26 protein-coding genes are annotated in these 23,498 nt (G+C 39.5%); 16 read left to right on the forward strand and 10 right to left on the reverse strand.

All coding sequences use genetic code 11. From position 1 onward, the window contains the following. Positions 1-263: 263 nt before the first annotated feature. From meaB to CH361_RS17995, 4 genes are all read right to left on the reverse strand, one after another. Positions 264-1,379 carry a methylmalonyl Co-A mutase-associated GTPase MeaB gene (gene meaB, locus CH361_RS17980; protein WP_100792212.1) on the reverse strand — a complete coding sequence of 372 codons (1,116 nt, stop codon included), beginning with the start codon at positions 1,377-1,379 and terminating at the stop codon, positions 264-266. Positions 1,380-1,459: 80 nt separating this feature from the next. Next, on the reverse strand, positions 1,460-3,598 hold the full coding sequence (gene scpA, locus CH361_RS17985) for a methylmalonyl-CoA mutase (RefSeq protein ID WP_100792213.1): 2,139 nt from the start codon (positions 3,596-3,598) through the stop codon (positions 1,460-1,462). 1 nt (position 3,599) lies between these two features. Then, complete coding sequence (locus CH361_RS17990; protein WP_100792214.1) at positions 3,600-5,408, reverse strand: methylmalonyl-CoA mutase family protein; 1,809 nt, start codon at positions 5,406-5,408, stop codon at positions 3,600-3,602. Between the two features lies 1 nt (position 5,409). Then, the gene (locus tag CH361_RS17995) at positions 5,410-5,718 is read right to left on the reverse strand and encodes a hypothetical protein (RefSeq protein WP_244279952.1); all 309 of its coding nucleotides are present in this window, start codon (positions 5,716-5,718) and stop codon (positions 5,410-5,412) included. Between the two features lie 65 nt (positions 5,719-5,783). Here CH361_RS17995 and CH361_RS18000 point away from each other — a divergent pair, with 65 nt between their 5' ends. Genes CH361_RS18000 through CH361_RS18015 form a run of 4 tightly spaced genes read left to right on the forward strand, consistent with a single transcriptional unit; the run spans position 5,784 to position 8,661 of the window. Beyond that, a complete protein-coding gene (locus CH361_RS18000; RefSeq protein ID WP_100792215.1) occupies positions 5,784-6,452 on the forward strand; it encodes a lysoplasmalogenase in 669 nt (222 codons plus the stop codon). Between the two features lie 58 nt (positions 6,453-6,510). After that, positions 6,511-7,275: a ferritin-like domain-containing protein gene (locus CH361_RS18005; protein WP_100792216.1), complete on the forward strand. Its 765-nt coding sequence runs from the start codon at positions 6,511-6,513 to the stop codon at positions 7,273-7,275. Further along, complete coding sequence (locus CH361_RS18010) at positions 7,275-7,757, forward strand: DUF2505 family protein (RefSeq protein ID WP_100792217.1); 483 nt, start codon at positions 7,275-7,277, stop codon at positions 7,755-7,757. Before CH361_RS18005 ends, CH361_RS18010 begins: the two co-directional genes overlap by 1 nt. A gap of 55 nt (positions 7,758-7,812) precedes the next feature. Beyond that, positions 7,813-8,661, forward strand: a complete 849-nt coding sequence (locus CH361_RS18015; protein ID WP_341864927.1) for a DMT family transporter — start codon at positions 7,813-7,815, stop codon at positions 8,659-8,661. On the opposite strand, the gene CH361_RS18020 is transcribed toward CH361_RS18015, so the two are convergent. From CH361_RS18020 to CH361_RS18035, 4 genes are all read right to left on the reverse strand, one after another. Then, a complete protein-coding gene (locus tag CH361_RS18020; RefSeq protein WP_100792218.1) occupies positions 8,658-9,449 on the reverse strand; it encodes a class I SAM-dependent methyltransferase in 792 nt (263 codons plus the stop codon). The genes CH361_RS18015 and CH361_RS18020 overlap by 4 nt on opposite strands. Positions 9,450-9,518: 69 nt before the next feature. Then, positions 9,519-11,615 carry an ATP-binding protein gene (locus CH361_RS18025; protein ID WP_100792219.1) on the reverse strand — a complete coding sequence of 699 codons (2,097 nt, stop codon included), beginning with the start codon at positions 11,613-11,615 and terminating at the stop codon, positions 9,519-9,521. 142 nt (positions 11,616-11,757) lie between these two features. Then, positions 11,758-12,285 (reverse strand): hypothetical protein, encoded by a 528-nt coding sequence (locus CH361_RS18030; RefSeq protein ID WP_100792220.1) that lies wholly within the window; start codon positions 12,283-12,285, stop codon positions 11,758-11,760. Between the two features lie 4 nt (positions 12,286-12,289). Further along, a complete protein-coding gene (locus CH361_RS18035) occupies positions 12,290-12,568 on the reverse strand; it encodes a hypothetical protein (RefSeq protein WP_100792221.1) in 279 nt (92 codons plus the stop codon). Positions 12,569-12,886: 318 nt separating this feature from the next. On the opposite strand from CH361_RS18035, the gene CH361_RS18040 reads away from it, so the two are divergent. Together CH361_RS18040 and CH361_RS19740 are read left to right on the forward strand one after the other, a co-directional pair. After that, positions 12,887-13,294, forward strand: coding sequence for a hypothetical protein (locus CH361_RS18040; protein WP_100792222.1), 408 nt, complete (start codon positions 12,887-12,889; stop codon positions 13,292-13,294). A gap of 43 nt (positions 13,295-13,337) precedes the next feature. Further along, entirely contained in the window at positions 13,338-13,478 is a 141-nt protein-coding gene (locus CH361_RS19740; protein WP_165782282.1) for a hypothetical protein, read from the forward strand. A gap of 61 nt (positions 13,479-13,539) precedes the next feature. On the opposite strand, the gene CH361_RS18045 is transcribed toward CH361_RS19740, so the two are convergent. After that, positions 13,540-13,929 (reverse strand): DUF302 domain-containing protein, encoded by a 390-nt coding sequence (locus CH361_RS18045; RefSeq protein WP_100792223.1) that lies wholly within the window; start codon positions 13,927-13,929, stop codon positions 13,540-13,542. An 83-nt stretch (positions 13,930-14,012) separates the two neighbouring features. Next, entirely contained in the window at positions 14,013-14,453 is a 441-nt protein-coding gene (locus tag CH361_RS18050) for a hypothetical protein (RefSeq protein WP_100792224.1), read from the reverse strand. Between the two features lie 141 nt (positions 14,454-14,594). Here CH361_RS18050 and speE point away from each other — a divergent pair, with 141 nt between their 5' ends. From speE to CH361_RS18100, 10 genes are all read left to right on the forward strand, one after another. After that, positions 14,595-15,440: a polyamine aminopropyltransferase gene (gene speE / locus CH361_RS18055; protein WP_002975754.1), complete on the forward strand. Its 846-nt coding sequence runs from the start codon at positions 14,595-14,597 to the stop codon at positions 15,438-15,440. Between the two features lie 7 nt (positions 15,441-15,447). Beyond that, positions 15,448-16,701, forward strand: a complete 1,254-nt coding sequence (locus CH361_RS18060) for a hypothetical protein (protein WP_100792225.1) — start codon at positions 15,448-15,450, stop codon at positions 16,699-16,701. After that, positions 16,691-17,422 (forward strand): hypothetical protein, encoded by a 732-nt coding sequence (locus tag CH361_RS18065; protein WP_100792254.1) that lies wholly within the window; start codon positions 16,691-16,693, stop codon positions 17,420-17,422. The genes CH361_RS18060 and CH361_RS18065 overlap by 11 nt, the downstream gene beginning before the upstream one ends. After that, entirely contained in the window at positions 17,419-18,288 is an 870-nt protein-coding gene (locus CH361_RS18070) for a hypothetical protein (protein ID WP_100792226.1), read from the forward strand. Before CH361_RS18065 ends, CH361_RS18070 begins: the two co-directional genes overlap by 4 nt. Then, positions 18,289-19,116, forward strand: coding sequence for an orotidine-5'-phosphate decarboxylase (gene pyrF / locus CH361_RS18075; protein ID WP_100792227.1), 828 nt, complete (start codon positions 18,289-18,291; stop codon positions 19,114-19,116). A gap of 30 nt (positions 19,117-19,146) precedes the next feature. Continuing rightward, positions 19,147-20,418: an NAD(P)/FAD-dependent oxidoreductase gene (locus CH361_RS18080; protein ID WP_100792228.1), complete on the forward strand. Its 1,272-nt coding sequence runs from the start codon at positions 19,147-19,149 to the stop codon at positions 20,416-20,418. 8 nt (positions 20,419-20,426) lie between these two features. Next, entirely contained in the window at positions 20,427-21,227 is an 801-nt protein-coding gene (locus CH361_RS18085; RefSeq protein ID WP_100792255.1) for a DUF1365 domain-containing protein, read from the forward strand. Next, on the forward strand, positions 21,184-22,497 hold the full coding sequence (locus tag CH361_RS18090; RefSeq protein WP_100792229.1) for an SAM-dependent methyltransferase: 1,314 nt from the start codon (positions 21,184-21,186) through the stop codon (positions 22,495-22,497). Before CH361_RS18085 ends, CH361_RS18090 begins: the two co-directional genes overlap by 44 nt. Before the next feature lie 99 nt (positions 22,498-22,596). Beyond that, entirely contained in the window at positions 22,597-23,052 is a 456-nt protein-coding gene (locus CH361_RS18095) for an SRPBCC family protein (RefSeq protein ID WP_100792230.1), read from the forward strand. Positions 23,053-23,110: 58 nt separating this feature from the next. Continuing rightward, positions 23,111-23,473, forward strand: a complete 363-nt coding sequence (locus tag CH361_RS18100) for a PLU-1-like domain protein (RefSeq protein WP_100792231.1) — start codon at positions 23,111-23,113, stop codon at positions 23,471-23,473. Positions 23,474-23,498 lie beyond the last annotated feature (25 nt).

Consider the following 23,498-nt stretch of genomic DNA (forward strand, 5'->3'; position numbering starts at 1 on the left):
GAGGGACCAAAATTCATTTGGAAACTCTGGTAATCTACCTTTTCCTTGGTTTTTCTTTTTCCATCTAAGTTAGATATTTCTTGGGGATTCCCTTTGTTTTTATACCATTTGGTACATAGACAGAGCATTCACTATGCGGTAGTATAAGGGCAGATTGCCAATCAACCCCCCTTTCTCAGATTGGCGAAATAGCGTTCGATTTCCATTAGACAATCTAATTTGCTTTTGCAAACGCCATCGTGGAACCACCGCGGTGGTTTTTTTTAATTCTCCATCAAATGTTTGATTTCTTTTAAGAGAGTGGATTTCCCTGCCATCAGTTTCTTCTCTGATTCTAGGATTGATTCTTTTTTCCCTGGTTTCGCAAAAAACTGTTCGAGAACTACCTCTCTCAAAGTTTCTTCAAACCACATACGAGTTTGGTTTTCTCTATTTTTCGCATAATATCCGTTTGTTTTTGTGGTGGAGATATAATCTAAAACCAATTTCCAGATTTCATCGATTCCTTTCCCACCAATCCCACTACAAGTAGTGGCTCTGGGTGTCCATTTGGATTCAGGGGCAGGGAAAAGATGGAGGGCCGATTCGTATTCGACTCTGGCTCGCATGGCAAAAGGTTCATTGGCACCATCCGCTTTGTTGATAGCGATGAGGTCGGCCATCTCCATAATGCCTCGTTTGATCCCCTGGAGTTCGTCCCCGGCACCCGCAAGCATGAGGAGTAAAAAGAAATCCACCATAGAATGCACTTGGGTTTCCGATTGGCCCACACCTACAGTCTCAATGATGATGGTATCAAACCCCGCTGCCTCACAAAGATACATAGACTCACGTGTTTTTCTGGCAACACCTCCCAGAGAACCACTACTGGGTGAGGGACGGATGAAAGCATTTTCTGATTTGGAAAGAATTTCCATTCTGGTTTTATCACCAAGAATTGATCCTTTGGTTCGCTGACTACTGGGGTCAATCGCAAGGACTGCTAGTTTGTGATTTTGTTCGAGAAGGTAACTTCCAAAACTTTCGATAAATGTGGATTTCCCTACACCAGGAACTCCTGTGATTCCAATCCGGATGGAGTTTCCTACTTTTGGCATCACGAGTTCCAAAATGGCTTGGGCTTTGTCATTATGTGCTTCTAAATTGCTTTCGACAAGAGTGATGGCCTTGGATAGGTGAGTGCGGTTTCCCGATAGAATTCCTGCGGCTAGTTCCTCTATCGAAATTTCTTTGCGACTTAAGGTTTTTCTTTGGTCACGAATGTAGGGTGAAATGGCAGGGGCATCGGCGACACCGGGGTTTACAGAAAGTGCTGATTTTTGGTTTGCACCTTCCTGGTCCGTAGTTTCTTTCCCATTGTCCTTGTTCGGTGTTCCCATAAATATTGTTTCGTAAAAAATTAAAAACACCGATTCCCATTATAGGCAAACCGGTGTTTTGCGAATGTCCTATCTAGAACTTAAGCGGCTCTTCTTTCGCCAAGAAGGATATTCAGAATTTGTTTGGCAGCTTCTGAGATCACGGTTCCTGGTCCAAAGATAGCAGTGGCACCTGATTTATAGAGAAAGTCATAGTCCTGTGCAGGAATCACTCCCCCCACAACAACTAACACATCTTCTGCGCCTAGTTTTTTTAGTTCCTCAATCACTTGGGGAACCAAAGTTTTGTGGCCAGCAGCAAGAGAAGACACCCCTAAAATATGACAGTCATTTTCTACCACTTGTTTGGCAACTTCTGCTGGAGTTTGGAAGAGTGGCCCGATATCAACGTCAAAGCCCATATCAGCAAAACTAGTGGAGATCACCTTGGCACCACGGTCATGTCCATCTTGACCCATTTTGGCCACCATGATCCGTGGACGGCGTCCTTCTAATTTTGCAAACTCATCCGCAAGTGACCTTGCTTCCAGATACCCTTTGTCTTCGGAAATTTCAGAAGAATACACTCCAGAGATGGAACGAATCACAGCTTTGTACCTCCCAAATACTTTTTCCATGGCATAAGAAATTTCACCGAGAGAGGCTCTCTTTCTTGCTGCATCAACGGCAAGTTCGAGAAGATTTCCTTCACCGGTTTCCGCACATTTGGTAATGGCATTTAACGCAGCTTCTACGGCCGTGTTATCGCGGTCTTTTTTCATTTGTTCCAAACGTTTGATTTGGGCAATTCGAACCGCAGTGTTATCGATATCTAAAATATCAAGAGGGGCTTCCTTATCCAATCGGAACCGGTTCACACCCACAATCACATCCTTTCCAGAATCGATACGGGCTTGTTTTCTCGCAGATGCTTCTTCAATTCGCATCTTAGGAATTCCCGTTTCGATGGCTTCTGCCATACCACCTAACTTCTGTACTTCGGTGATGAGAGCCCAGGCTTTGTGAACTAAATCATTTGTGAGTTTTTCTACATAGAAGGAACCACCCCAAGGGTCGATGACTCTGTGGATATTGGTTTCTTCTTGGAGATAAATTTGTGTGTTACGGGCAATCCTTGCAGAAAAATCTGTGGGGAGAGCAATGGCTTCGTCGAGGGCGTTTGTATGTAAAGACTGAGTGTGGCCAAGAGCTGCAGCCATCGCTTCGATACAGGTCCTTCCTACGTTATTGAAAGGGTCTTGTTCGGTGAGGGACCAACCACTAGTTTGGCAGTGGGTTCGAAGGGCTAAAGACTTCGTTGATTTCGGTTGGAACTGTTGGACAATTTTTGCCCAGAGGAGACGGCCCGCACGCATCTTGGCAATCTCCATAAAATGGTTCATTCCAATCGCCCAAAAGAAAGAAAGTCTGGGCGCAAATTCATCTACGGAAAGTCCAGAAGCAATTCCTGTTTTGATGTATTCCCAACCATCCGCAAGTGTATAAGCAAGCTCCAAATCCGCAGTGGCCCCAGCTTCTTGCATATGGTATCCGGAAATGGAAATGGAATTAAACTTAGGCATGTACTTGGAAGTATAACCAAAGATATCGGCAATGATTTTCATGGAATGTTTCGGTGGGTAAATATAAGTATTACGCACCATAAACTCTTTCAAAATATCATTTTGGATGGTACCTGAAAGTTTGTCTTTGGAGACTCCTTGTTCTTCTGCAGCAACAATGTAGAAGGCAAGGACTGGGATCACGGCCCCATTCATGGTCATGGAAACCGACATTTGGTCGAGAGGGATCTGATCGAAGAGGATCTTCATGTCCAACACGGAATCGATCGCTACACCCGCTTTTCCCACATCTCCTACCACACGGTCATGATCCGAGTCGTATCCACGGTGAGTGGCAAGGTCAAAGGCCACAGAAAGTCCTTTTTGACCGGCAGCTAAGTTTCTACGATAAAAGGCATTGGACTCTTCGGCAGTGGAGAACCCGGCATATTGGCGAATGGTCCAGGGTTTATTCACATACATTGTGGAATAAGGGCCACGTAGGTAAGGAGGGATTCCCGCGGCATAGTTTAAGTGTTCCATTCCTTCTAAATCATCTTTCGCATAACGAGATTGAATGGAGATTCCTTCTGCCGTTTGCCAAAGGGAAATGGACTTGGCATCTGGTTTGTTAGAACCGAAAGAAAGTGGAGTACTTGCAAAATTAGGTTTGTTCATTTTATTTCCCGATCCATTTGGTTTGGGCTTTTTCCATAAATTCCACGATGTTTCGTTTCATATGGATGAAGTCGTCGATTCCGAGTGACTCGGCCTCTGCAATTAAATCCTTTGGGTATCCCGCAAGGAGTTTCCAGGAATTTGGTAATTGGGATTTCATCTCGGAGGCAAACTCAGGTAGGTAGGTCGCATATTCTTCGTCAGACGAACATAAAACTACGATTTCACTTGCCTGTTCTTTTGCTTTGGTTACCCCTTCCTTTACAGAAGAAAATCCTAAGTTATCGATGATTTCATAACCAAGGCAACCGAGGAAATTGGAACTAAACCCAGCACGAGCTTTTCGCATGGTTAAGTCACCAATGGTGAGTAAAAATATCTTTGGAAGTTTTTTACCCGCAGCAATATGAAGATCCGTCAGGTTTCTCCATTTGTCAAATTCATAGGAGAGGCGAACAGGAAGGAGAGGAGAATAGGTTGTGTTTTTCTTTGTACTGATTTCGTTTGAAGTTTCTTCCAAAGAAGTTTTTAATTCAGGATGCCTTTCGGAGGGAAGAGGGTATTGGTTGGTTCCCAAAAGAATTTCTTTTTTAGTAGCGAGAGCATTCCTTTTTTTGTCCGCCCTAACACTGATTTCTTTTTGAAGGTTTCCCTTTTGTAAAGCCTGGAGAAACCCACCTTCTTTCTCAATCGTTTGGAATTTGGTCCAAGCGGTTTCTGCTAATTTTTTTGTGAGAACTTCTAGGTAATAAGATCCAGCGGCTGGGTCTTCCACTTTGTCTAGGAAAGATTCATAACGAAGGAGGAGTTGGGAGTTTCTAGCAATTCGTTTGCCTAACTCTTGTTGTGCGGAGTATTCAGAATCAAATGGTAATACTGCCACAAAATCAGCACCACCCATAACTGCAGACATGGCGGCAGTGGTTCCGCGTAACATATTGACATAAGGGTCATAAGCTGTGAATTGGAAGTTGGAAGTCTGTGCTACAATGAGGGCAGGTAAAGATTCTCCAAGACCTGGTTTGTAAGCATTTAAGATTTCTGTCCAAAGGATTCGTAAAGCTCGTAGTTTTGCAATTTCAGTGAAATAATCAGAACCAATCCCCGTCCAAAACCAGAGATTGGAGGCTGCGTCTTCGATTGCCACACCCGCATCAATATGACGGTTCAAATAATCCACTCCCCAAGATAGGGAATAGGCGAGTTCTTGGCCAATGGAGGCACCCGCATCTCGCAAGTAATAACTGTGAATTCCCACACCCGCAAATCCTTTGGTCCCGGAAAGGGAAGTTAAGGTTTTGCCGATTGTAGAATCTTCTGATCCTAACTCTCCATCTTTTAACGCTGATCCATAAGGATCAAAGTCACCGAGTACGATGTTATGCGAAGAAACGAGCTTTTTTAGTGCCTCAGAAAAGTCAGGGGTTTTTTCTCTTAAAGAAACAATTAAGGGTAAGTTTCCCGTAAGGCCAGCCAACTTTTCTAGGTCTGCCGATGAATTGATTTTAAATCCGTTTCCAGCAGTTTCTTTTCCAGAAATCAGAATGGCAGCATCGGCCCCTTTTTGGGAGAGGTTGGTAAGTTCAGATTCTGCAGTGACTGTTTCTGTGACGCTCCAACCATTGGTTCGTTTGTAAACTCTGGGGAGGTCTGAGATATCTTCTTTGCGGTAGAAGGGTTCGATTTTGAAACCCTCTTCGGTTTCCCAAGTGACCTTGTCCCAAGGGTTACCTTTTAAATCTTTGAGGATTTGGTTTTTCCAATCCTCTGACGAAACTTCAGGGAAGTCTGAAAATAAAAATTCGTTCAATTTATTCCTCTACGATTTGGTATTCTTCCATATATCCTGGGAAGTCGCCTAACCCTCGTGTGAAGGTAAACTTGGCCGGGTAAACAACAAGACGTTTGCCTGATTGAATGAAGGTTCCCGACAACAAGGTGAAAGGGGCAGCTACAATAAAAGCAGCAGTTCCAAGTACGGTTCCGGCAAGGCCCATGGGACGTGCCACAATCAAATCAATTAACATTTCGCCACCAGAGGGCACTTCTCTTGCGGACAAACTTTGGCTCCATAAGAGACAGATTAAGAAAAGGATGGACAAGGGTCGTGTTTGTTTCATAGGCTGATCACTCGGGCTGTCTTCTGATGAAATCTCGAGAATGATATCCCTGTAAAGTAAGAAATATGGCTAAAGAAATTGTTTTGTTTGTTCTCTATTCTATTGTGCATCTTTTTGCGATCGCTACGATCACAAAACAGGATGTTTTTTATCTCCCTTCCAAAATCATCCCGATCCTAATCCTGATAGTAGCACTCTTTCGTTACTTTCCCAGTTTGGAGAAACGTGGAAAATTAGTGGCTGTGGGTCTTGTGTTTTCTCTTTTTGGAGATAGTTTTCTTGCTCTCCCCAAAGAAGGATTTTTTGTTTTTGGGTTGGGATCCTTTCTTGTTGCCCAATTGATTTATTCCTACGCTTTCACATTGGATTCTAAAATTAAACCCATCTTAGCGATTCCTTTTTTGCTTTTTGGTAGTTCTTTCTTCTTAGTGTTAGTTCCAAAACTTGGAAGTCTTCTCATCCCTGTGGGAGTTTATATCTCTGCTATTTGTCTCATGGGTTGGCGGGCCGCTGCTAGAAATTCGGTGTCCAAACCATTTTATCTTGGTTTATTCGGAGCACTGGTATTTATCGTTTCTGATTCGATCATAGCATATTCGATGTTTCTAAAACCAGAAATGGACCGATTCACAGCTTCTATGGGAATTATGACAACCTATTATATTGCACAAGTGCTCATTTACTCTGCCACAAAGTTGGAAGAGTTGGATGTTCGTTCTGTGAAAAATACTTGATTCACTTAAAAGTCGCGAGTATCGTATTTATGGTTTTGAATAACCAGGGAATGGGATTATGAAATCACTAAAAAAAACATCCTTTATCGAAGCAGTTGCGGCTGCCATTGAACATGAGGTTCAATGTTTTAACTTTTATCTTAAACTCTCAGAAAGTCTACCTGAAGGCCAAATCAGAGAATTGTTCAGCCAACTTGCGTTAGATGGTGATGAGCATATTAAATTCATCAAAGAAATATACAAAGGTGCGGAAGGAAAAGAACTCCCCAACCTAAAACAACTTTCCGAAATTGAAAAGTTTCATTCCTCAACCATCCAAAAGGTTATGGATAGGCTCGATCGAAACAAAAACGAAGAAGTGAAAGCAGACGAAAGGAAAGCCTTGGAACTTGCGATCAGAGAAGGGGAAGATGCTCGTAATTTTTATGCGACCATCCGTAACAAGTTCCAAGATCCAAAAATCAATTTATTATTCCAAAAGTTAGCCAACTTCAACGAATCTAATAATTCCCTTTTAGAAGCACAAGCCTTAGCAATGGAACAGTCTACTCCTGCGGACCAAGTTTTTTATTGGGAAGATGAAGAGCTCATGGAACAAGTGAACTCTTCTCCAAGGTCTTCTGGAAAGGCAAAAGTTTCCAAACCGGCTCCAAAACCAAAAGCATCCTCGGCGAAACCTTCTGCTAAAAAAACAGCCAAACCAGCAAACAAAAGTTTAGCGAAGAAAACAGTTAAGAAGGCGATCAAAAAACCCGTAAAAAAAGCGGCACCAAAACCAAAGGCTAAAACAAAACCTGCTAAGAAAAAAGGTAAGAAAAAATAGTGAAATACCAAGTAACCCATACATTTCCCGTTCCTCTCGATAAACTCCTCCATGCAAGGGAAGAAAGATACAAACATTTGGATCAGTTCCCTGATTTAAAAAATGTAACTCTTTTGGAAGAAACGAAGGAAGGGAATACCATTCGTCAAAAAAGAAAGGTAAGTTTGGAAGGTTCTATGCCTGCCGTTTTGTCGGCAGCGCTCACTGATCTTTCTCTTTTGGAAGAATCTACTTTTGACATCACCACCAACACTCACGAATTCAAAATTTCTCCTCCAGGAAAAGACAATGTATTTGTGATCAAGGGCAAAAGTAAATACGAAGCGAATGGTTCTGAATCCAAACGTTCTTACGACGTGGATGTGGTTTCGAGCCTTCTTTTTGTTTCTCCCATCGTGGAAAAAGCAATCGAAGAAATTCACAAACATAGTTTGGAAAAAGACAGAAAATCCATCGCCAAATTTTTGGGGGTTGAATCCTAAGTAAGAAGTGAAGTCTTCTTCTCCTTCTTTTTTACGATCTGTATTGGAACTTAATTTGACGATCCTCATTATGGGGAACGTCACTTTGTTTGCCAAACTCCTTCCTTTCCCTGCGGTTACGATCATCTCTGGTCGGGCGCTATTCTCCGTTATTTTGCTTGGGGTTTTCTTCCTACTTCGTGGAAAGTCTGTTTCTTACCGGAGTTTTAAGGACTTCCTCTCTGTTTTTGGAATTGGAATCATATTTGCCCTGCATTGGGTGACTTATTTCCACTCCATCCAAGTTTCGACTGTGGCTGTGGGGATGTTGTCCCTTTTCACTTATCCAGTGTTTTCTGCTATCCTTGAACCTTTGTTTGGTGGGAAAAGACCTGATCCTTTTGCTTTCTTTTTGGCCTGTTTTTCCTTTTTTGGTCTCTTTCTCATTGTACCTGATTTTTCCTTTGACAACCAAATGTTCCAAGGAGTGGTTTGGGGAGTTGTCTCTGCGGTTCTTTATGCCATTCGCAATTTACTGACCAAAGAAATGCATGTCCATTATCCGAGTGCCCAAATTTTGTTTACCCAACTGATTGCCACTAGCATTGTTCTCCTGCCTTTTGCGAGTGGACTTTTTGAGATGATTTCTGAACCCAAATACCTTCTCTTTCAGGTGGTGCTTGCCGGGATCTTTACCTCACTTGCCCATACCATTTGGATTCGTAGTCTTTCCAATTTATCTGTGACCACAGCAGGGACTTTATCTACCTTAAGCCCCATTTACGGAAGTTTGGCGGCTTGGTACTTCCTCGGTGAGGTGCCTCCCGATAGGATTTGGCTCGGTGGTGGGGTGATTTTGTTTTGTGCGATATTAGAGGTGTTTCGAAAAAAAGCGGAAGGGGAAAAAAGGGAAGAGGTGGGTTAGTTTTTTTGCCAAACTAAAAATCGATATCCCCCATCGAAGAAATCTTCTTCTAGAATATTCCCATATTTTTTTAACCAAATCCCATTCTTTAAATCGTTTTCCAGCCGTTCTAAAATTTGATTGAGTGTACTCGTTTCTAAGCTTGCTAAAGGAGAAATTCCGGCCCTGAAAGTTTCGTTTAGATAAAGGGTAGGGTTTTTCCAAGCGGAAGCAAAAAAGTAATCGGTAAGATGATCGGGCAATAGGTAATCAATTATTTTTACATTCGCTTTGGTTACACGTTCGATCATCGATTTAAAATCATGAATCGGTAGATAAGTGGAAACGGATTTCTCAAAAACAATTTGAAAGTAATCAAATAACCAAGATTGTTTACTGACGATCGAAGGATCCCCCGCAAAAATAACCGCAAAGTGTTTGGGTTTCAGAATGCGGTTCATCTCAAGAATTGCTTTTTCCAGATCATTGAAATGGTGTGATGCTAGTATAGAAATGATTCCATCGAAACTACTGGTAGGAAGGGGAATTTCTTCGGCTGAACCTTTGATCCATTTGATATTTGTATTTTCTGCGGCCTGAGCCATCATGATTCCTGACGGCTCGACTGCCGTTACATGATGACCTTTAGAAGAAAAAAAATGGGAATAGTTTCCTGTCCCTGCTCCCACATCCAGTAGAGAAGCTCTCTCTAGTTTTAAGCAAAGGTTTTCTTCGCTAAGGGAAGCAATGTGTAAGTCAGCCTTTCTTGTTTTGTTGTAGCTCGTTCCGATTCTATCGTAAATTTCCATATATTCTAATAAACTTATGTGCTGGTTTGTGGGTTAGGCTTCTGGGGAGACGGGTTGTTAGGCGCCATGTCAGATATTTAGTAACTGTATGTGATTGTCACATTCATTTATTATATACTGAGGAACAAGTTGATATTTTCTTGGGTTTAGTTGATAGATGTAATCAATTTCTATATGAAAGGCTTCGTTGATGAATTTCTTCATTACTTCGGAAGCCTTGGGTAATATTTCTTCTCCAAATAGAATTCTATAAATATGAAGCTTTTCATAGTTATTATCAGATGAAAAATAATGATCTATCAATTTTTTTCTATCATTAATTGTAATGAGAGTTTTTGTATACGAAAAATTCGGGATTTCTTTTCTAAGTATTTTCGTTGCTTTTCGTTTTTCTGATTTTGTCATATCTCTACAGATTCCATTTTCAGATAAATTTGGAGTTTTCCTTTTATGCAGGAGATTTGAAATTAATTGAAATTCGATACCTTTGTTATTTTGTAGTTCATATAACCTTCTTAAGTAAACTAATTTGTTTAATGAAGGAATATTTGAACGAATGTTTTCTGTATTTATTTCTATAAATGTTTTGATGTCAGCTTTTTTGATCTCCTTTTCTTTTAAAATGCCGTTATTGTTTTCTAGAAATGACGCAAAAGGTGGGGCGAATTTGTCGGTATGATGGTAGATCATATCAACTATTGGTTCAAAATCATGAGTAAGAAATAATACAGTTTTGTTTTTGAAAAATTTTTCTCTTCTGAATAGCATATTTATGATAGCATATTTCTTGTTTTTATCAAATGAAGAAATTGGATCGTCTAGAATGATAACATCAGGCTTTGCTTTTAATGTATCATACATAAATAATACCAAAGCAAATGCATTCCGTTCGCCATAGCTCAAGTGGCTTTTTGCTTCCTGGATCAACTTGTCTGAATCGGTATGAAATAATTTAAGTTTGTATTCGGATCCGTCTTCGATTATGTTTACTTTATACTTATATCCGGCATTTTTTAAAAATTCGTTTATTTCTAAGTTATTTTCTTTTATTAATAATTCAATTAATCGGTTTTGCTTATTAATGACACCCTGCAATTTACCTGCTTTCTCTAGTAGCATTTTTATAGAATTGTTAATTAAATCTGTTTTTGATTTTGTTCGCTCTGAATTTAGGTGAGAATATAGATCTAATTTAATTTCCAGATTTGATAAAAGTTCGATGATTTTCTCAACATCTTTGAGTGTATTGAAATGGATATTCTGAGCTTCTTTTATTTTTGATGTTATTCTTTCGATTTGGTTTTTTATTTCGATTAGATATTGTTCTTGATCTTTTGTAAATCCTGTAGCATTAAAAATGAATTTATCGATAGCCTGATTGGTAGAATCCGAAAAATACATTTTTAATTTTTGAAAGGTTGATACTATTTTGTTTATATTCTCAACGACTTTAGGATCGTAGGAACTGGCTATTTTTTGTATTTTATTTTTTTTATCTTGAATGTCAGATATGCAATATGGGCAATTTTTTGATAAATCTAGAAATGGCTTTCCGTCAATTTGCCATTTTGCCCATTTATAATTACTTTCATGTTGTATGAATTCTGAATATTCCCTGAACTCCTCTGGAACATTAGTCACTAAATTCCCGTCTTTGAAACCCTTTACTAAAGGGCTTGACCCGTGTATGCCCTTTTTCACTTGTCTCCCAAAACTGTTTGTGATTTCTTGAAAGTCACTTAATAATTGCTCTATTTCTGCATCTTTTGAGATTTCGTTTCGAATTACTTTTGTTAATTCAGAAATCTCAGCCATTCCATTTTCAAAATTAGCATCTCGTATTAATATATCGAAACTTCCTTTTATAAGTTCATCCTGTCTAAATACAAATTCGTTGATATATTGTTCATCAAAGACTTTCACAGAATTTAGATCTGTAATGCCGTTGATCTCAGGGTTATTTTCGGCCGTACCGTCTGCTTGAAAAGGTTTCAATTTTGAGAGAGTTTGCGTGCTGTTGTGTTTATCATGAATATAGCTATAGATAGCTTTAGACAATGTGCTTTTACCGGTACCGTTTATGGCATATTTTATATTAAGGCTATTTTTACTTAAGCTAATTTCACCTTCTTTTATATTGTTACAGTGTTTTAATTTTATTATCATTTTTGAACATTGCGCATAACGAACCTGCCTTCCCGAACTTCCTTGCAACTAAGCCTAAGAAGTAGATGTTAATGTCGGCGTGCCTTCTTGCGGATGCTTAGCGAGAAGCGTGACGATAGGTATTTTCTGCTATGCGGCGTGTCTATTCAATAGCAACTGTTAGGCCTGAGTTGGGTCCTGGCGGAAGTCCTAATGCTGTATCAACTCCAATATTTTCTCTTAAATCGTTTAATAATAAACTTGGCTCACATTTTGAACCTAGCTTTTGATTAGATTCCTCTCTTGGCACACTAACCTGTTTACCTCGAACTACTTTTATGATTTTCTTTTCTTCTATTGCTATTTTACATAAGGCTCTGATATAGAATCTATTAAATTCTCCCTCGGCAAGCATTTCATGAGCATTAGATGGGATCTTAGCCATCGTGGTTCCGGTTTTTGTTTTTCTTTCTTCATGAGTCTTTAGGAGATTTAGGCGAATTATTTCGGAAGCTAGCCATTCTGGTGTTTTGTTATCAATAGCTTCTTTTAGTAATTCTGAATACATTTTTCGTCCTAAATCATTTAGTCTCTTACTATTATAAAGCTTGGAAATTGAAACATCTAAGTCGAATTCATTCTTCATATATTCTCTTGTCTTAGAATCTAAGTTTGGAAATTGAAAAGTCATTTTTTTACCCCTTAATTTTAATTGACCAATCTTGCAAAACGCCACCCATCAAACGACTTGGAGTTAAACCGTTTTCCTTAAATAAATGCCATACAAAATCTTTAATCTCTGATGCTTCAATTTCGTAATTTAGACGTCCCATTAGCACTGTATTTGGTAAGGGTAGATCTTTGGAAATCGAAGTGTCATGAAGACCATATCCTTCAAGTAACTTCTTTGCCTTGGTATAAGCTTCAGAGCTTGCATCTTTCAAGTCGAAAGTTAAAATTACATCGTATTTCATTCCATCCCCCTCTAATTTTATTCATTCCACATAACCACTACTATCTGCCACCTTACAACCTTCCATCTCCATCCTTCAATAAAAAATAGAGACACACTCAAAATATTCCTACATTTTTCATTCCCGTTAGGTGCCAAATGATCCCTGTTTTGTGCTGTTATAGAAATGGATTTTCGTGAGTTCAAAATGCCTTCCAAGTTTTACTTAAAATTTTTTAAAATAAATCTAAATCAGTGCAATAAAGTTTGACAGACTTATCAAATTCTGGTCTCTAATCTCTCCTTGTGGAAATAAGATATTTCTGCAAAGGAGTTCGCTTTGAAGAAAATTACATTAGTATTTGCTTTCGCTGTATCTGCTCTTGTCTTCCATTGCCAGTCAGGAGCAAAAGCGGGGGCTGAAGAAGGTAAGACCATCTTGGAAGGGAATTGGGTTTTGACATCCAATTGCGTCACTAATCCTTCTCCAAATCCAACGGCTTGGCTGATCATCAGCAACAATCGGGATATCAAATCTTGTTATAAAAAAACAAGCAGTGTGGTCAAAGGACAGATCACTGGCAAGGACGGGAACTATCATATTAATTGGGAAGTTGGTCCTGCATCAACTGCTCAGTATCCAGTAGGTGGGCCTCTGAATCTTTTTGGAATGACTACGATTGAGAACGGTCAGAGCTACACGGTTTGTTACACTCGAACAAAAACCGTGCCGGCTTTTTGTAAGTGATATTGGTTTAGAATAGGTTAAAGGTGTGGGGGAGGAAAGAGGATTGAATGAGAACTTCCCCCGCGCCACTTGTGCTGAGCTTGCCGAAGAACCGATTGCAGCGGAAATCCTTTCTGGTTGGAGAACCAATTTTAATATAAAAAATCCTTCCAGAAAGATTGGAGCGAAAAGCGGGATCGCCTAATGGATGGGATGTGGAAAATTCAATCCATCGGCGAGGCGCCCCCAATGATATAAAATCTATTTCAGTCGTGTAAGTGGTGAATGACTTGAATTAATTTTTCTTGTACTTCCTTGGCAATTTTTTCTAGTTCTGGGTTTTGGACCAGTTTGGTCATAGTCATGGGGTCAAAGATAGAGACTTTGGTTTCTCCATTCTTTTCTTCTGTGACGACTACGTTGCAAGGGAGTAATAATCCGATTTCGTCTGCTGTTTGGAGGGCTTTGTGCGCAAAACCGGGATTACATGCTCCAAGGATGGTGTATCGTTTGAAATCAACGCCGATTTTTTCTTTGAGAGTGTTTTTGACGTCGATGGTGGTTAAGACCCCAAACCCTTCTTTTTTTAGGGCTTCGGTAGTGTCGGTGATGGTGTCTTCAAAACTTTTTTTTCTGTGAACGGTGAGTCCTAACATAAATCCTCCGCATGTCTATACCCCATAGGGTATGTCAGCAAATCTGAACTTGCAAGAGAATTTTTGTTAGATTTTGAAAAAGATCATTCTTTTTTAGGGAGTTTTTGCATCTCTTCCACACTTGGAAGCTGCGTGGACATATGACGGATTTCCCCAGAGGAATTAAGTAAGAAGTATTGGGGGATGGGGTCTGTTTTTAAGGAACTAAAACGATCATCCAAAATCAGAGTTTGGAATTCTTGGTCTCTTGGTGTGTAGTTGAGTAAAACATAAGTACCAAGGTCTGGTTTTCCTTCCCCACATTCTAATCCCTGGAGCATTTCACAACGAGATTTAGTGACGGAGAGTAGGATGAGTTTTCCTTCACGAGAAGCTTGTCCAAAGGCGAAGGATTTGTTATGACCCCAATGGATTTCTTCACTTGCCATTTCGTTGATTTTTACATAACCAAAAACGAGTAGTAAAATGAAAAGTGGCATGGCTAAAAAACCAAGCAGGTAAAAAACACGGGAATATTTCTGCATACAAGGCAATAGAACTTAAGTCCCCAGTTCCCGCCAAGTTGAATTTTTAATCACTTGTAAACCAAGAAACATCAAAAAAAACTACACCTTCTTCTTCCTAAATCAAATCTGGTTCAAAGAGAACAACCTTAGGAGAAATTAATGGAGATTTGGTATACCGAAAAATTGGAATTAGAAAAAGGCCGCGCTGTGAGTTACCGGGTAACAAAAACAATCGAAAGCCTACAATCTCCGTTCCAAAAAATCGATATTTTTGAAACACAATCCTTTGGCCGAATGTTTACACTTGATGGTGTAACGATGGTTACTAATAAAGACGAACATTCTTATCATGAAATGATTGCCCATATCCCTATGATGAGTCATCCAAACCCTGAATCTGTTCTTGTGATTGGTGGGGGAGATGGGGGAACCGTTCGCGAAGTTTTGAAACACCCCTCTGTCAAAGAAGTTGTATTATGTGAAATTGACAAAGCTGTGGTGGATATTAGTTATAAATACTTTCCAGAATGTGCTGATGCCATGAAAGATCCCAAAGTCATTCATTATTATGATGATGGTGCTAAATTTGCCCGTGACAACAAAGGTCGTTTTGATGTGATCCTTGTGGATTCTAGTGATCCAGTAGGCCCTGCAGAAGTTTTATTTAAGGAACCATTTTTTCGAGATATGGCAAGTGCCTTAAAACCTACGGGAATCATTGCCACCCAAGCGGAATCTTTTTGGTATCATGGAGATGTGATTTCCTCTCTTTTTGATTTTATTCCCAAAATTTTCCCTGAGTATGGTTACTATTATACAACCATTCCGACATACCCGTCCGGAATCATTGGGTTTACTTTTTTATCCAATGCCATTGATCCTTATTCGGTAACTCCAGATCCAAAACGAGTTCCGAAAGGTCTCAAATACTACAGCCCAGAAATTCACAAAGCTGCTTTTGTTCTTCCTGAATTCGCAAAAGCGTATATCAAAAGAAAAGGATAAACTCTTTGTGAAACGGATTTCTGTTCTCTACTTCCTAGTTTTAGTTTCTTTTGCCCTAAGGCCTGAACTTCTTTTCGCAGGAGAAACCGAAGCCACAAAATTAGAATTAGAGGCGGAATCCTATGAGGAACGTGGGTATCCAGAAAAGGCCGCAGAACTTCGGGCAAAGGTAAAACGAATTCGCGAAGATCAGTTCCGCGAACGAAATCCCGAACCCAATTATCCCATCAATTCCAATCTCCCTGCTACGAATAAAGGTTCTTTGGAATTCAATCAAGGAACTTGGGAGATTGGATTTAGGCTGATGGGTCAGGGTGGTTTTTTTGCATCTGGCAATGACTGGGCAGACGATAATGGACGAGTTGCGTTTCAGGCCGGCACACCGTATTATCCTCGTTCGGCGATTGGTTATCAAAATATCCGATCCCTACCTTTTACCTATGATATTGAAAAACAAAAAGGGTCGGGTTCTTTCTCCCCGAAAATAGCGTACAAACATAAATCTGCAAAATGGGGAATAGAATATACCTACTTCCAATTCCAGACTTCAACCGATTATCTTGCTTATGGATTTATCGGTGGTGCTCAGTTTGCTTACCATTCTGATCGGCTTTATAGCGCTGAACATAAATTAGTTGTTAAAATCTACGAAGAGTATTCAAAAGAGTTTGGTTATAGTTGGGATTTTGGAATTCGAACGGGATCTTTCCATACCAATTCTGTATTTTCTTCCCAGTCTTTGGGGCAAACAGGTCTTATGCGAGACTCTATGTTGTATTTAGCACCAAGTGCTGGGTTTCGGTTTTACCATAGGGTGCAAGATGAGTTTTCTTATGATATAGGAGGGGATATGTTTGTGACCCCTCTTGGTAGGCTCAATTACAGAAGGGATATGATGACTGGGAATGGAGGACTTTCTCGATTCGCAGAATCTCATGTGTCCAGCGGAGATGCGTATTCTTTATTTTCGGAAAAACCGTTAGAGACATCAGTTGTTGGACTAGATATTTTGACCCAAGCCAATTGGACTCCTATCGAACATCATAAATTTCACTTAGGATTTCAAGTCATCCAATACATTTGGAGGGCGAATGAATCTTCTGCACCTGGAATTCGAGCTGTGAATGAGGAGTCTTTTGTATCTGGTGTTCGAGATTATTATTTAAGTTCGGCATTTTATGAAGCAGATGGAACAGACAAACGATCTCCTCGGGTTTATGCCATTTCGAATTTTTTCCTTGGGTACACTTATGTTTTTTAAGTTAAAACTTCATTCTATAGTTTTCGTTTTGATTTCAAGTTTTGGATGGAATTGTGGGGTTTCTTTGCGAGTGTATAGACCCTTTCCAAAAGAAGCACCTTTTGAATTTGTCAAAAAAATGGATCATATTGAAATCAAAGTCAAAGAAGAAGACCGAATGAAAATGGGAGTTTATGATGGGTATTTTGCCGATCCAGAAGGACTTCCGAATGAATATGGTCCTTTGTCTTATTTGATTCGAAAGGAACTTTCCATTCGAGGGAATCGTTTCCCTTTGTTACTGGACCGAGGTGGGAAAATTTTTGTCGAGGAATTCCAACTACAATCTTTAGATAGATGTTCCAAGAATTTAACGTTTGTTCGTCTAAAAGCAAGAGTTCAAATTACGGGCAATTCGGAAGAAGAGTTTATTTATTATGATGAAATTGATTCCCGTGTAACTAATTGTTATTTGACGGGGAGTATTCTCACGCTGGTTCCTCTCCTTTGGTATGTTCCTTATAATGGATTTCGTGGGAATCGAGAAGACCAGTTGAACCAGTTGGGTAGAAATTCTCTTTCTGAATTTTTTACTCGTTTAGAAGTCCTATCTGGATATAATGGGAGTTCGGCGGTAGAAAAAGCTACCGAATCTGAACCCCCAGCGGTCCAACCAAAACAAAGTCCACGGAAACAAGAGCCAGTAGATCCTAAACTCAAGGAAATCATGGAAAGTTTATGAAATTCCAAACCATAATTTTATTTCTCTGGGTTTGTTTTAGTTTCGCCAACTGCTATTCTTTAGAAAAACAATATAACTATGGGAATCCTTACCTTCCAAGCCCTGAATTTACCGAAGACGATCCACAATTCGAAGAAGGGGAACCCGTATGGATTTTAGACCAAACAGGGAATTGGATCTTTTCGCTTCCTTCTAAAATTGTACTTTTTAATCTAAAAGCAGACAACCATCATATTTCTAAAGAAACCAAAGAGTATTTGATTCGATACATCAAAGAAAACAATTTAAGGGATGTTAAGGTTCGTTTTAACCAATATGCTCCTCTTTCTGAGTGGAAACGACTTTCCAAAAATCAAAATATCAATCCATACGTTCGATACTTCTTTGGATCCATTTCTTTAATTGCTTATACATTTCTCCCTGGACGTTTGTTTGCGGGAACGATTGGCGGAGACCATTATAATTCTTTTACGAATACAATTAATGTGTACTCTGACTTACCTCCTGTTGTCATTCATGAAGGTGGTCATGCAAAAGACTTTGCGCAAAGAGAAAAAAGAACTCTTTATGCGGCAGTGTATGCCATCCCTGTGATTGGAGCTTTGTATCATGAAGCTAGAGCTTCTGATGATGCTCTCAATTACTTTGCGGAAAAAAATGATCGTGAACAAGTAGAATCTTCTTATGAATTACTCACACCAGCTTATTCCACTTATGTGGGTGGGGCTCTCGGAGATGTGGTGGCCAATCCCATCACCGCGGTGACATTCATCCCAGGGCATTTTTACGGACGATATAAAAAAAGAGACATTGATGCGGAGATGGAAAAAAGAAAACAAAAGATTCAAATTAAGGAACCTAAATAAGTGAATTCAAAATCCAATTTCGTTCAAAAATTCAATTCGCGTAGAGATGCCTTAAAGTCTTTTCTTTGTATTGGTCTGGATCCTGAACTCGAAAAATTACCTAAGGTAAGTTTGGATTCGAAAGCACCACTCGTTCATTTTACAGAAACGATCATTCGTTACACTCATTCCCTTGCCACAGCTTGGAAACCCAATGTTGCTTTTTTCGAAAGGTTGGGGGCAGAAGGATATTTTGCCTTAGAACATATGGTTCGTGTCATGAAGGAAGTGTCACCAGAAGTACCCATTGTGATGGATGCCAAACGTGGTGACCTTGCCAATACTTCCAAAGAGTATGCTAAGTATTTTTTTGAAAAGTTGGGAGTGGATGCCCTGACGGTAAACCCATACATGGGTCGTGATAGTTTGGTTCCTTATTTGGATCTAGGTGGTTATATCTTTGTACTCGGACTTACTTCCAATCCTAGCTCGGCTGACTTTCAAAAACAAAAACTTGTGGGAAAGGACCTTTACTTATATGAAGAGGTCAGTGACCAAATGGCAAAACTTGGTGAAGAGTATCCAAACCAAGTAGGGCTTGTGGTCGGGGGAACCCATCCCTCAGAGATCCAGTCTTTACGTGCCCGCCATCCTGAACTGTATTTTCTCATTCCTGGGTTTGGTGCCCAAGGGGGAGACTTAGAGTCCATCATCCAAGCTTCGGGCAAACGTTCGCTCATCAATTCTTCTCGGGGGATCACACTTAGTTCTTTGGAAGAAAATTTCGGACAAATTGCACAAAAGAAAGCGGAGGAAGTGCATCTACAAATGAACCAACTCTTTCTCTAAGGGTCTAATGACTAAAAAAAAGGGAAACAAGTGAAAGAAAGTTTGGCTATCGTCGGAACTGGGATTGCGGGTCTCGGTTCTGCATACTTTTTAAAAGATGATTTTGATTTAACCATTTTTGACAGTGCCGATTACATCGGAGGTCATACCAACACAGTGTTAGTTGAAGAGGATGGAGTGTCCATTCCGATTGATACTGGTTTTATTGTATTCAACCATGTAACTTATCCTAATCTCCTAAGACTATTTCAAACATTAAATGTTCCCACAAAAAAATCGGATATGTCTTTTAGTGTCCAACATGATCCCACCAAATTAGAGTTTTGTGGTTCTGGCCTTTCTGGATTATTTGCACAGAAAAAAAATCTTTTTCGTCCTCGTTATTTAAAGATGTTACTGGAAATTGACCGGTTTAACAAATCGGCTCCAAAGATTTTGGACGATCCAAAATACGACAGTTGGGATTTAGGTAAGTATATGGAAGTTTTTCGGTATGGAAAAGACATCCTCAACTTCTATTTAATCCCTATGAGTTCGGCAGTTTGGTCAACTCCGCCGGACATGATGTTAGAATTTCCTGCTAAGTCACTCATTCGATTTTTTGATAACCATGGTTTTTTGGGACTGAACACCCAACACCAATGGTATACGGTGGATGGTGGCTCGAGAGAGTACATCAATCGAATCATTCCTCCCATAAAAGACCGGGTTCGGTTGCAAACTCCTGTCAAACAGGTGAATCGAACGAATGAGGGGAAAGTGGAACTTTTGTTTGGTGAAGGGGAAAGGCAAATTTTTGATAAAGTGTTACTTGCCACTCATGGTCATATCTCTGCAAAATTATTAGGAAATCCAACAAAATTAGAAAGTGAGTTACTACCACTCTACCGGTACCAACACAACACTGCCACTTTGCATACGGATGATAGCGATATGCCAAAACTTCCTTCCTGTTGGTCGAGTTGGAATTATAAAATTGTAGAAGGGGAAACGGGCAAACAAGACCCATATACGATTTATTGGATGAATCGTTTGCAAAATGTTTCTAAAAAACAAAACTACTTTGTGACCATCAATGATCCTGGGCGTGTGGCAAAAGATAAAATTTTAAAAAAAATAGATTATGAACATCCACTCTTTTCTGTTGAGGCTTCTCTTGGGCAAAGTCGTCTGCCGGAGTTAAACGAATCAGGCCCGATCTACTATGCAGGTGCTTATTTCCGGTATGGATTTCATGAAGATGGATTTTTGTCAGCAGTGAATGTCTCTCGTAACATTCTAAAAAGGGATCCATGGACTTAAATTCTTGTATGTATGCGGCTGAGGTGTATCATGCTCGCACTGCACCAAGGCCCAATAAATTCCAATACCGAATTTTTAATTTTTACTTGGATCTTTCCGAAATCGATCAATTGTCCCAAAAAAGTTTTTGGTTTTCCAGGAATCGTTTCAACTTGTTTTCCTTTTATGACAAAGACCATATTCAATTTGGAAAACGAACAATTTATGATAATGTTAAATCGTTTCTGGAAGCGTCAGGAGTCAGGGACATTGGGAAGATATTTCTTCTGACCAACCTTCGGGTAATGGGCTATGTCTTCAATCCTGTTAGTTTTTACTTTTGTTATGATACAAAAGATAAACCCCTTGTCTCTATCGCAGAAGTGGGGAATACCTTTGGCGAAATCAAACCCTATCTTGGGTATTTTAAACCTGCGAAAGGAACCATCGCAGACCCACAAGTGTACATCCGCGAACGAAAAGATTTTTATGTCTCACCTTTTATCAGTTTGGATTCTGAATTTGAGTTTCGACTGAATGCACCGAGTGATCAATTGCAGATCGGTGTCGACTCTTTTGAAAATGGGAAACGAATTCTTACCACTTCCTTTCTGGGAAAAAAAATTCCATTCCAATCAAAATACCTATTAAAACTTTTTACCCAATTTCCATTCATCACCGTCAAAATAATAACATTGATTCATTGGCAAGCGTTCAAACTATGGGTCAAAAAAATTCCGTACATTTCGAAACACCAAAACTTAGAGAAACAAACAGGAGTTCCCCTTGGAGAAATCACAGAACCAGTCCCTCTCACAAGACACGATTGATTCAAAACTTTTTACCGAATTAAAGAACAAATCTACCATAGAACAATTTCCTATTTATAGGAAGATATTTTTGAAAGCCATGAGTTCCATGAAAAGGGGATCACTTAGAATGATTTTGCCTAATGGAGAACAAACTGTATTAGGGGACCCAAACTCAATCTATGATTCTAAATTTCATTCAGCTCTCATTCATGTGAAAGATCCTGTTTTCTTCAAAAAATCAGTGTTATATGGTGATATTGGATTCTCAGAGTCCTATCTAACAGGAGATTGGGACACTGATTCTATAGAAAATGTAATTTCTTGGTTTATTTTGAATGTTGATGAGAGTCCGAATCTATCTGGTGCCAAAAAAAGGTTATTTCATTTGGATTTATTTAGTTTGGGAAATAAATTTCTACATTTTTTAAGAAAAAATACTCTAACAGGTAGCAAAAAAAATATCGTAGAACATTATGATTTAGGAAACAAATTTTATAAATTGTTTTTAGATCCGACAATGACCTATAGTTCTGCCTATTTTGAAACTTTGGAAGAAACTCTAGAAGAGGCTCAAACGAAGAAAGTAGACAAACTCTGTCAGAAATTAAAATTAAATCCCGCAGATCATTTGTTAGAGATTGGAAGCGGTTGGGGATTTTTATCCATCCATGCAGCAAAAAATTATGGATGTCGTGTCACAACGGTCACTCTTTCGGAAGAACAATATGTTTATGCGAAGGAAAGGATCGAAAAAGAAGGCCTTTCCGATAAAATCGAAATTCGTATTCAAGACTATCGTAATATTGAAGGGGAGTTTACTAAAATTGTTTCTGTTGAGATGTTAGAAGCAGTAGGGGATGCCTTTTATGAAACCTTCTTTCAGAAGTGTCAAGACCTGTTGACAAAAGATGGGATTTTGGCTTTGCAGGTTATCACTTGTCCTGATTCCAGATTTACAGCTTTTAAAAATGGAATCGATTTCATTCAAAAACATATTTTCCCTGGTTCTCTTTTGCCTTCGATTGGTCGTATGAACCAAGCCATTAATCGCACTGGAGATATGTATCTATTTCATTTGGAAGATATGGGGCTTAGTTATGCGAAGACATTAAGAATTTGGTTAAAGGCCTTTGAAGAAAATTTGACAGAGGTAAGGACCCAAGGATATAGCGAAACCTTTATCAGAAAGTGGAGATATTATTTAGCGTATTGTGCTGCCGCCTTCCAGATGAGAAATATCAGTGTCATTCAATCTGTGTATGTGAGACCAAACAACCTCAGTTTCTAAATTCGTACTAAACCTCACTACCGGTAGTAACACTCTCGGTAGTTTTTCCTCCCAAAAAACATCTTGCCAAAGGACACCCAAGTTTTTACTACTTCGTCTATGAGAGAAACAAAGTCTGTATTTACCTTTGAGGAACCAATCGAACGATTGTGGTCGGGTGTTACCGTCTATGAAGTGTTAGTGCATTGGTTGGCGGATGAGGTAAGAGGAAGGCCCAAAGTAGGTGGTGACTTTTCTTGGACATGGAAACTAGGTTTAGAGGGTGATTTTACCACTCATGGAATTTATAAAAAAATCGAACCTCTCAAAGAATTGGTTATGGAATGGAAGGATCATCCAGCTGATCCCGTTGGTGGGGTTTATTTACAATTGTTATTTGAATCCAAAGGTCCAAATTCATCTCAACTAACAGTAATTAACGGTGGGTTCCCGGATGGAGAAGGTTCCGATGTTTGGATCGAAGGGGCAAAAGAGGCCTGGGATGGGCAAGCCCTGCAATTAAAAGACTTTCTAAAACAAAATCCAGACATCACAAAATTTTTTAAAAAATCTTGATCTCTAAGGCCTTTCTAAAATCCTGGTAAAAGTAAGGGTTGTTAAGGAGGGCTGGAAGATGGAATATCCCGAATTGGAAACGTATTTCCAGAAATTAACTGATATAACAGACCGTATCGCTATGATGAATAATCATTTTGATGCGACACCTGAGATCGACATACCACAGTTATCTGAGTTTTATGCAGACATTCAGTCAAAGGACTGGGAAAATACTGATAGAGAGTATTACGAGCTTTTTACTAGTTATTTTACCTTCCATGTGAAAACAGTGGAAGAAATCATCCAAGAAGCACGTGAGATTTTAAACCCAGAAAATAGAGAATACGTAAAGAAATTAGTAAGCCATGTCAGAAATGCTGACGACTGGTTTGTAAATCTAAAAAAGAAACGTAAACTCGCTCGCATCCAAGTCGCTTAATGTTTTTTTCCCTCGACTAAAACCT

The sequence above is a fragment of the Leptospira brenneri genome (assembly GCF_002812125.1).
In the GTDB taxonomy this organism is placed as follows: domain Bacteria; phylum Spirochaetota; class Leptospiria; order Leptospirales; family Leptospiraceae; genus Leptospira_A; species Leptospira_A brenneri.

Bases quoted from the DNA above. Each gene is read 5' to 3' on its own strand.
- meaB (WP_100792212.1), bottom strand. From the start codon at position 1,379: ATGGGAACACCGAACAAGGACAATGGGAAAGAAACTACGGACCAGGAA.
- scpA (WP_100792213.1), bottom strand. From the start codon at position 3,598: ATGAACAAACCTAATTTTGCAAGTACTCCACTTTCTTTCGGTTCTAAC.
- CH361_RS17995 (WP_244279952.1), bottom strand. From the start codon at position 5,718: ATGAAACAAACACGACCCTTGTCCATCCTTTTCTTAATCTGTCTCTTA.
- CH361_RS18000 (WP_100792215.1), top strand. From the start codon at position 5,784: ATGGCTAAAGAAATTGTTTTGTTTGTTCTCTATTCTATTGTGCATCTT.
- CH361_RS18005 (WP_100792216.1), top strand. From the start codon at position 6,511: ATGAAATCACTAAAAAAAACATCCTTTATCGAAGCAGTTGCGGCTGCC.
- CH361_RS18020 (WP_100792218.1), bottom strand. From the start codon at position 9,449: ATGGAAATTTACGATAGAATCGGAACGAGCTACAACAAAACAAGAAAG.
- CH361_RS18025 (WP_100792219.1), bottom strand. From the start codon at position 11,615: ATGATAATAAAATTAAAACACTGTAACAATATAAAAGAAGGTGAAATT.
- CH361_RS18030 (WP_100792220.1), bottom strand. From the start codon at position 12,285: ATGACTTTTCAATTTCCAAACTTAGATTCTAAGACAAGAGAATATATG.
- CH361_RS18035 (WP_100792221.1), bottom strand. From the start codon at position 12,568: ATGAAATACGATGTAATTTTAACTTTCGACTTGAAAGATGCAAGCTCT.
- CH361_RS18045 (WP_100792223.1), bottom strand. From the start codon at position 13,929: ATGTTAGGACTCACCGTTCACAGAAAAAAAAGTTTTGAAGACACCATC.
- CH361_RS18050 (WP_100792224.1), bottom strand. From the start codon at position 14,453: ATGCAGAAATATTCCCGTGTTTTTTACCTGCTTGGTTTTTTAGCCATG.
- speE (WP_002975754.1), top strand. From the start codon at position 14,595: ATGGAGATTTGGTATACCGAAAAATTGGAATTAGAAAAAGGCCGCGCT.
- CH361_RS18065 (WP_100792254.1), top strand. From the start codon at position 16,691: ATGTTTTTTAAGTTAAAACTTCATTCTATAGTTTTCGTTTTGATTTCA.
- CH361_RS18070 (WP_100792226.1), top strand. From the start codon at position 17,419: ATGAAATTCCAAACCATAATTTTATTTCTCTGGGTTTGTTTTAGTTTC.
- CH361_RS18085 (WP_100792255.1), top strand. From the start codon at position 20,427: ATGTATGCGGCTGAGGTGTATCATGCTCGCACTGCACCAAGGCCCAAT.
- CH361_RS18095 (WP_100792230.1), top strand. From the start codon at position 22,597: ATGAGAGAAACAAAGTCTGTATTTACCTTTGAGGAACCAATCGAACGA.
- CH361_RS18100 (WP_100792231.1), top strand. From the start codon at position 23,111: ATGGAATATCCCGAATTGGAAACGTATTTCCAGAAATTAACTGATATA.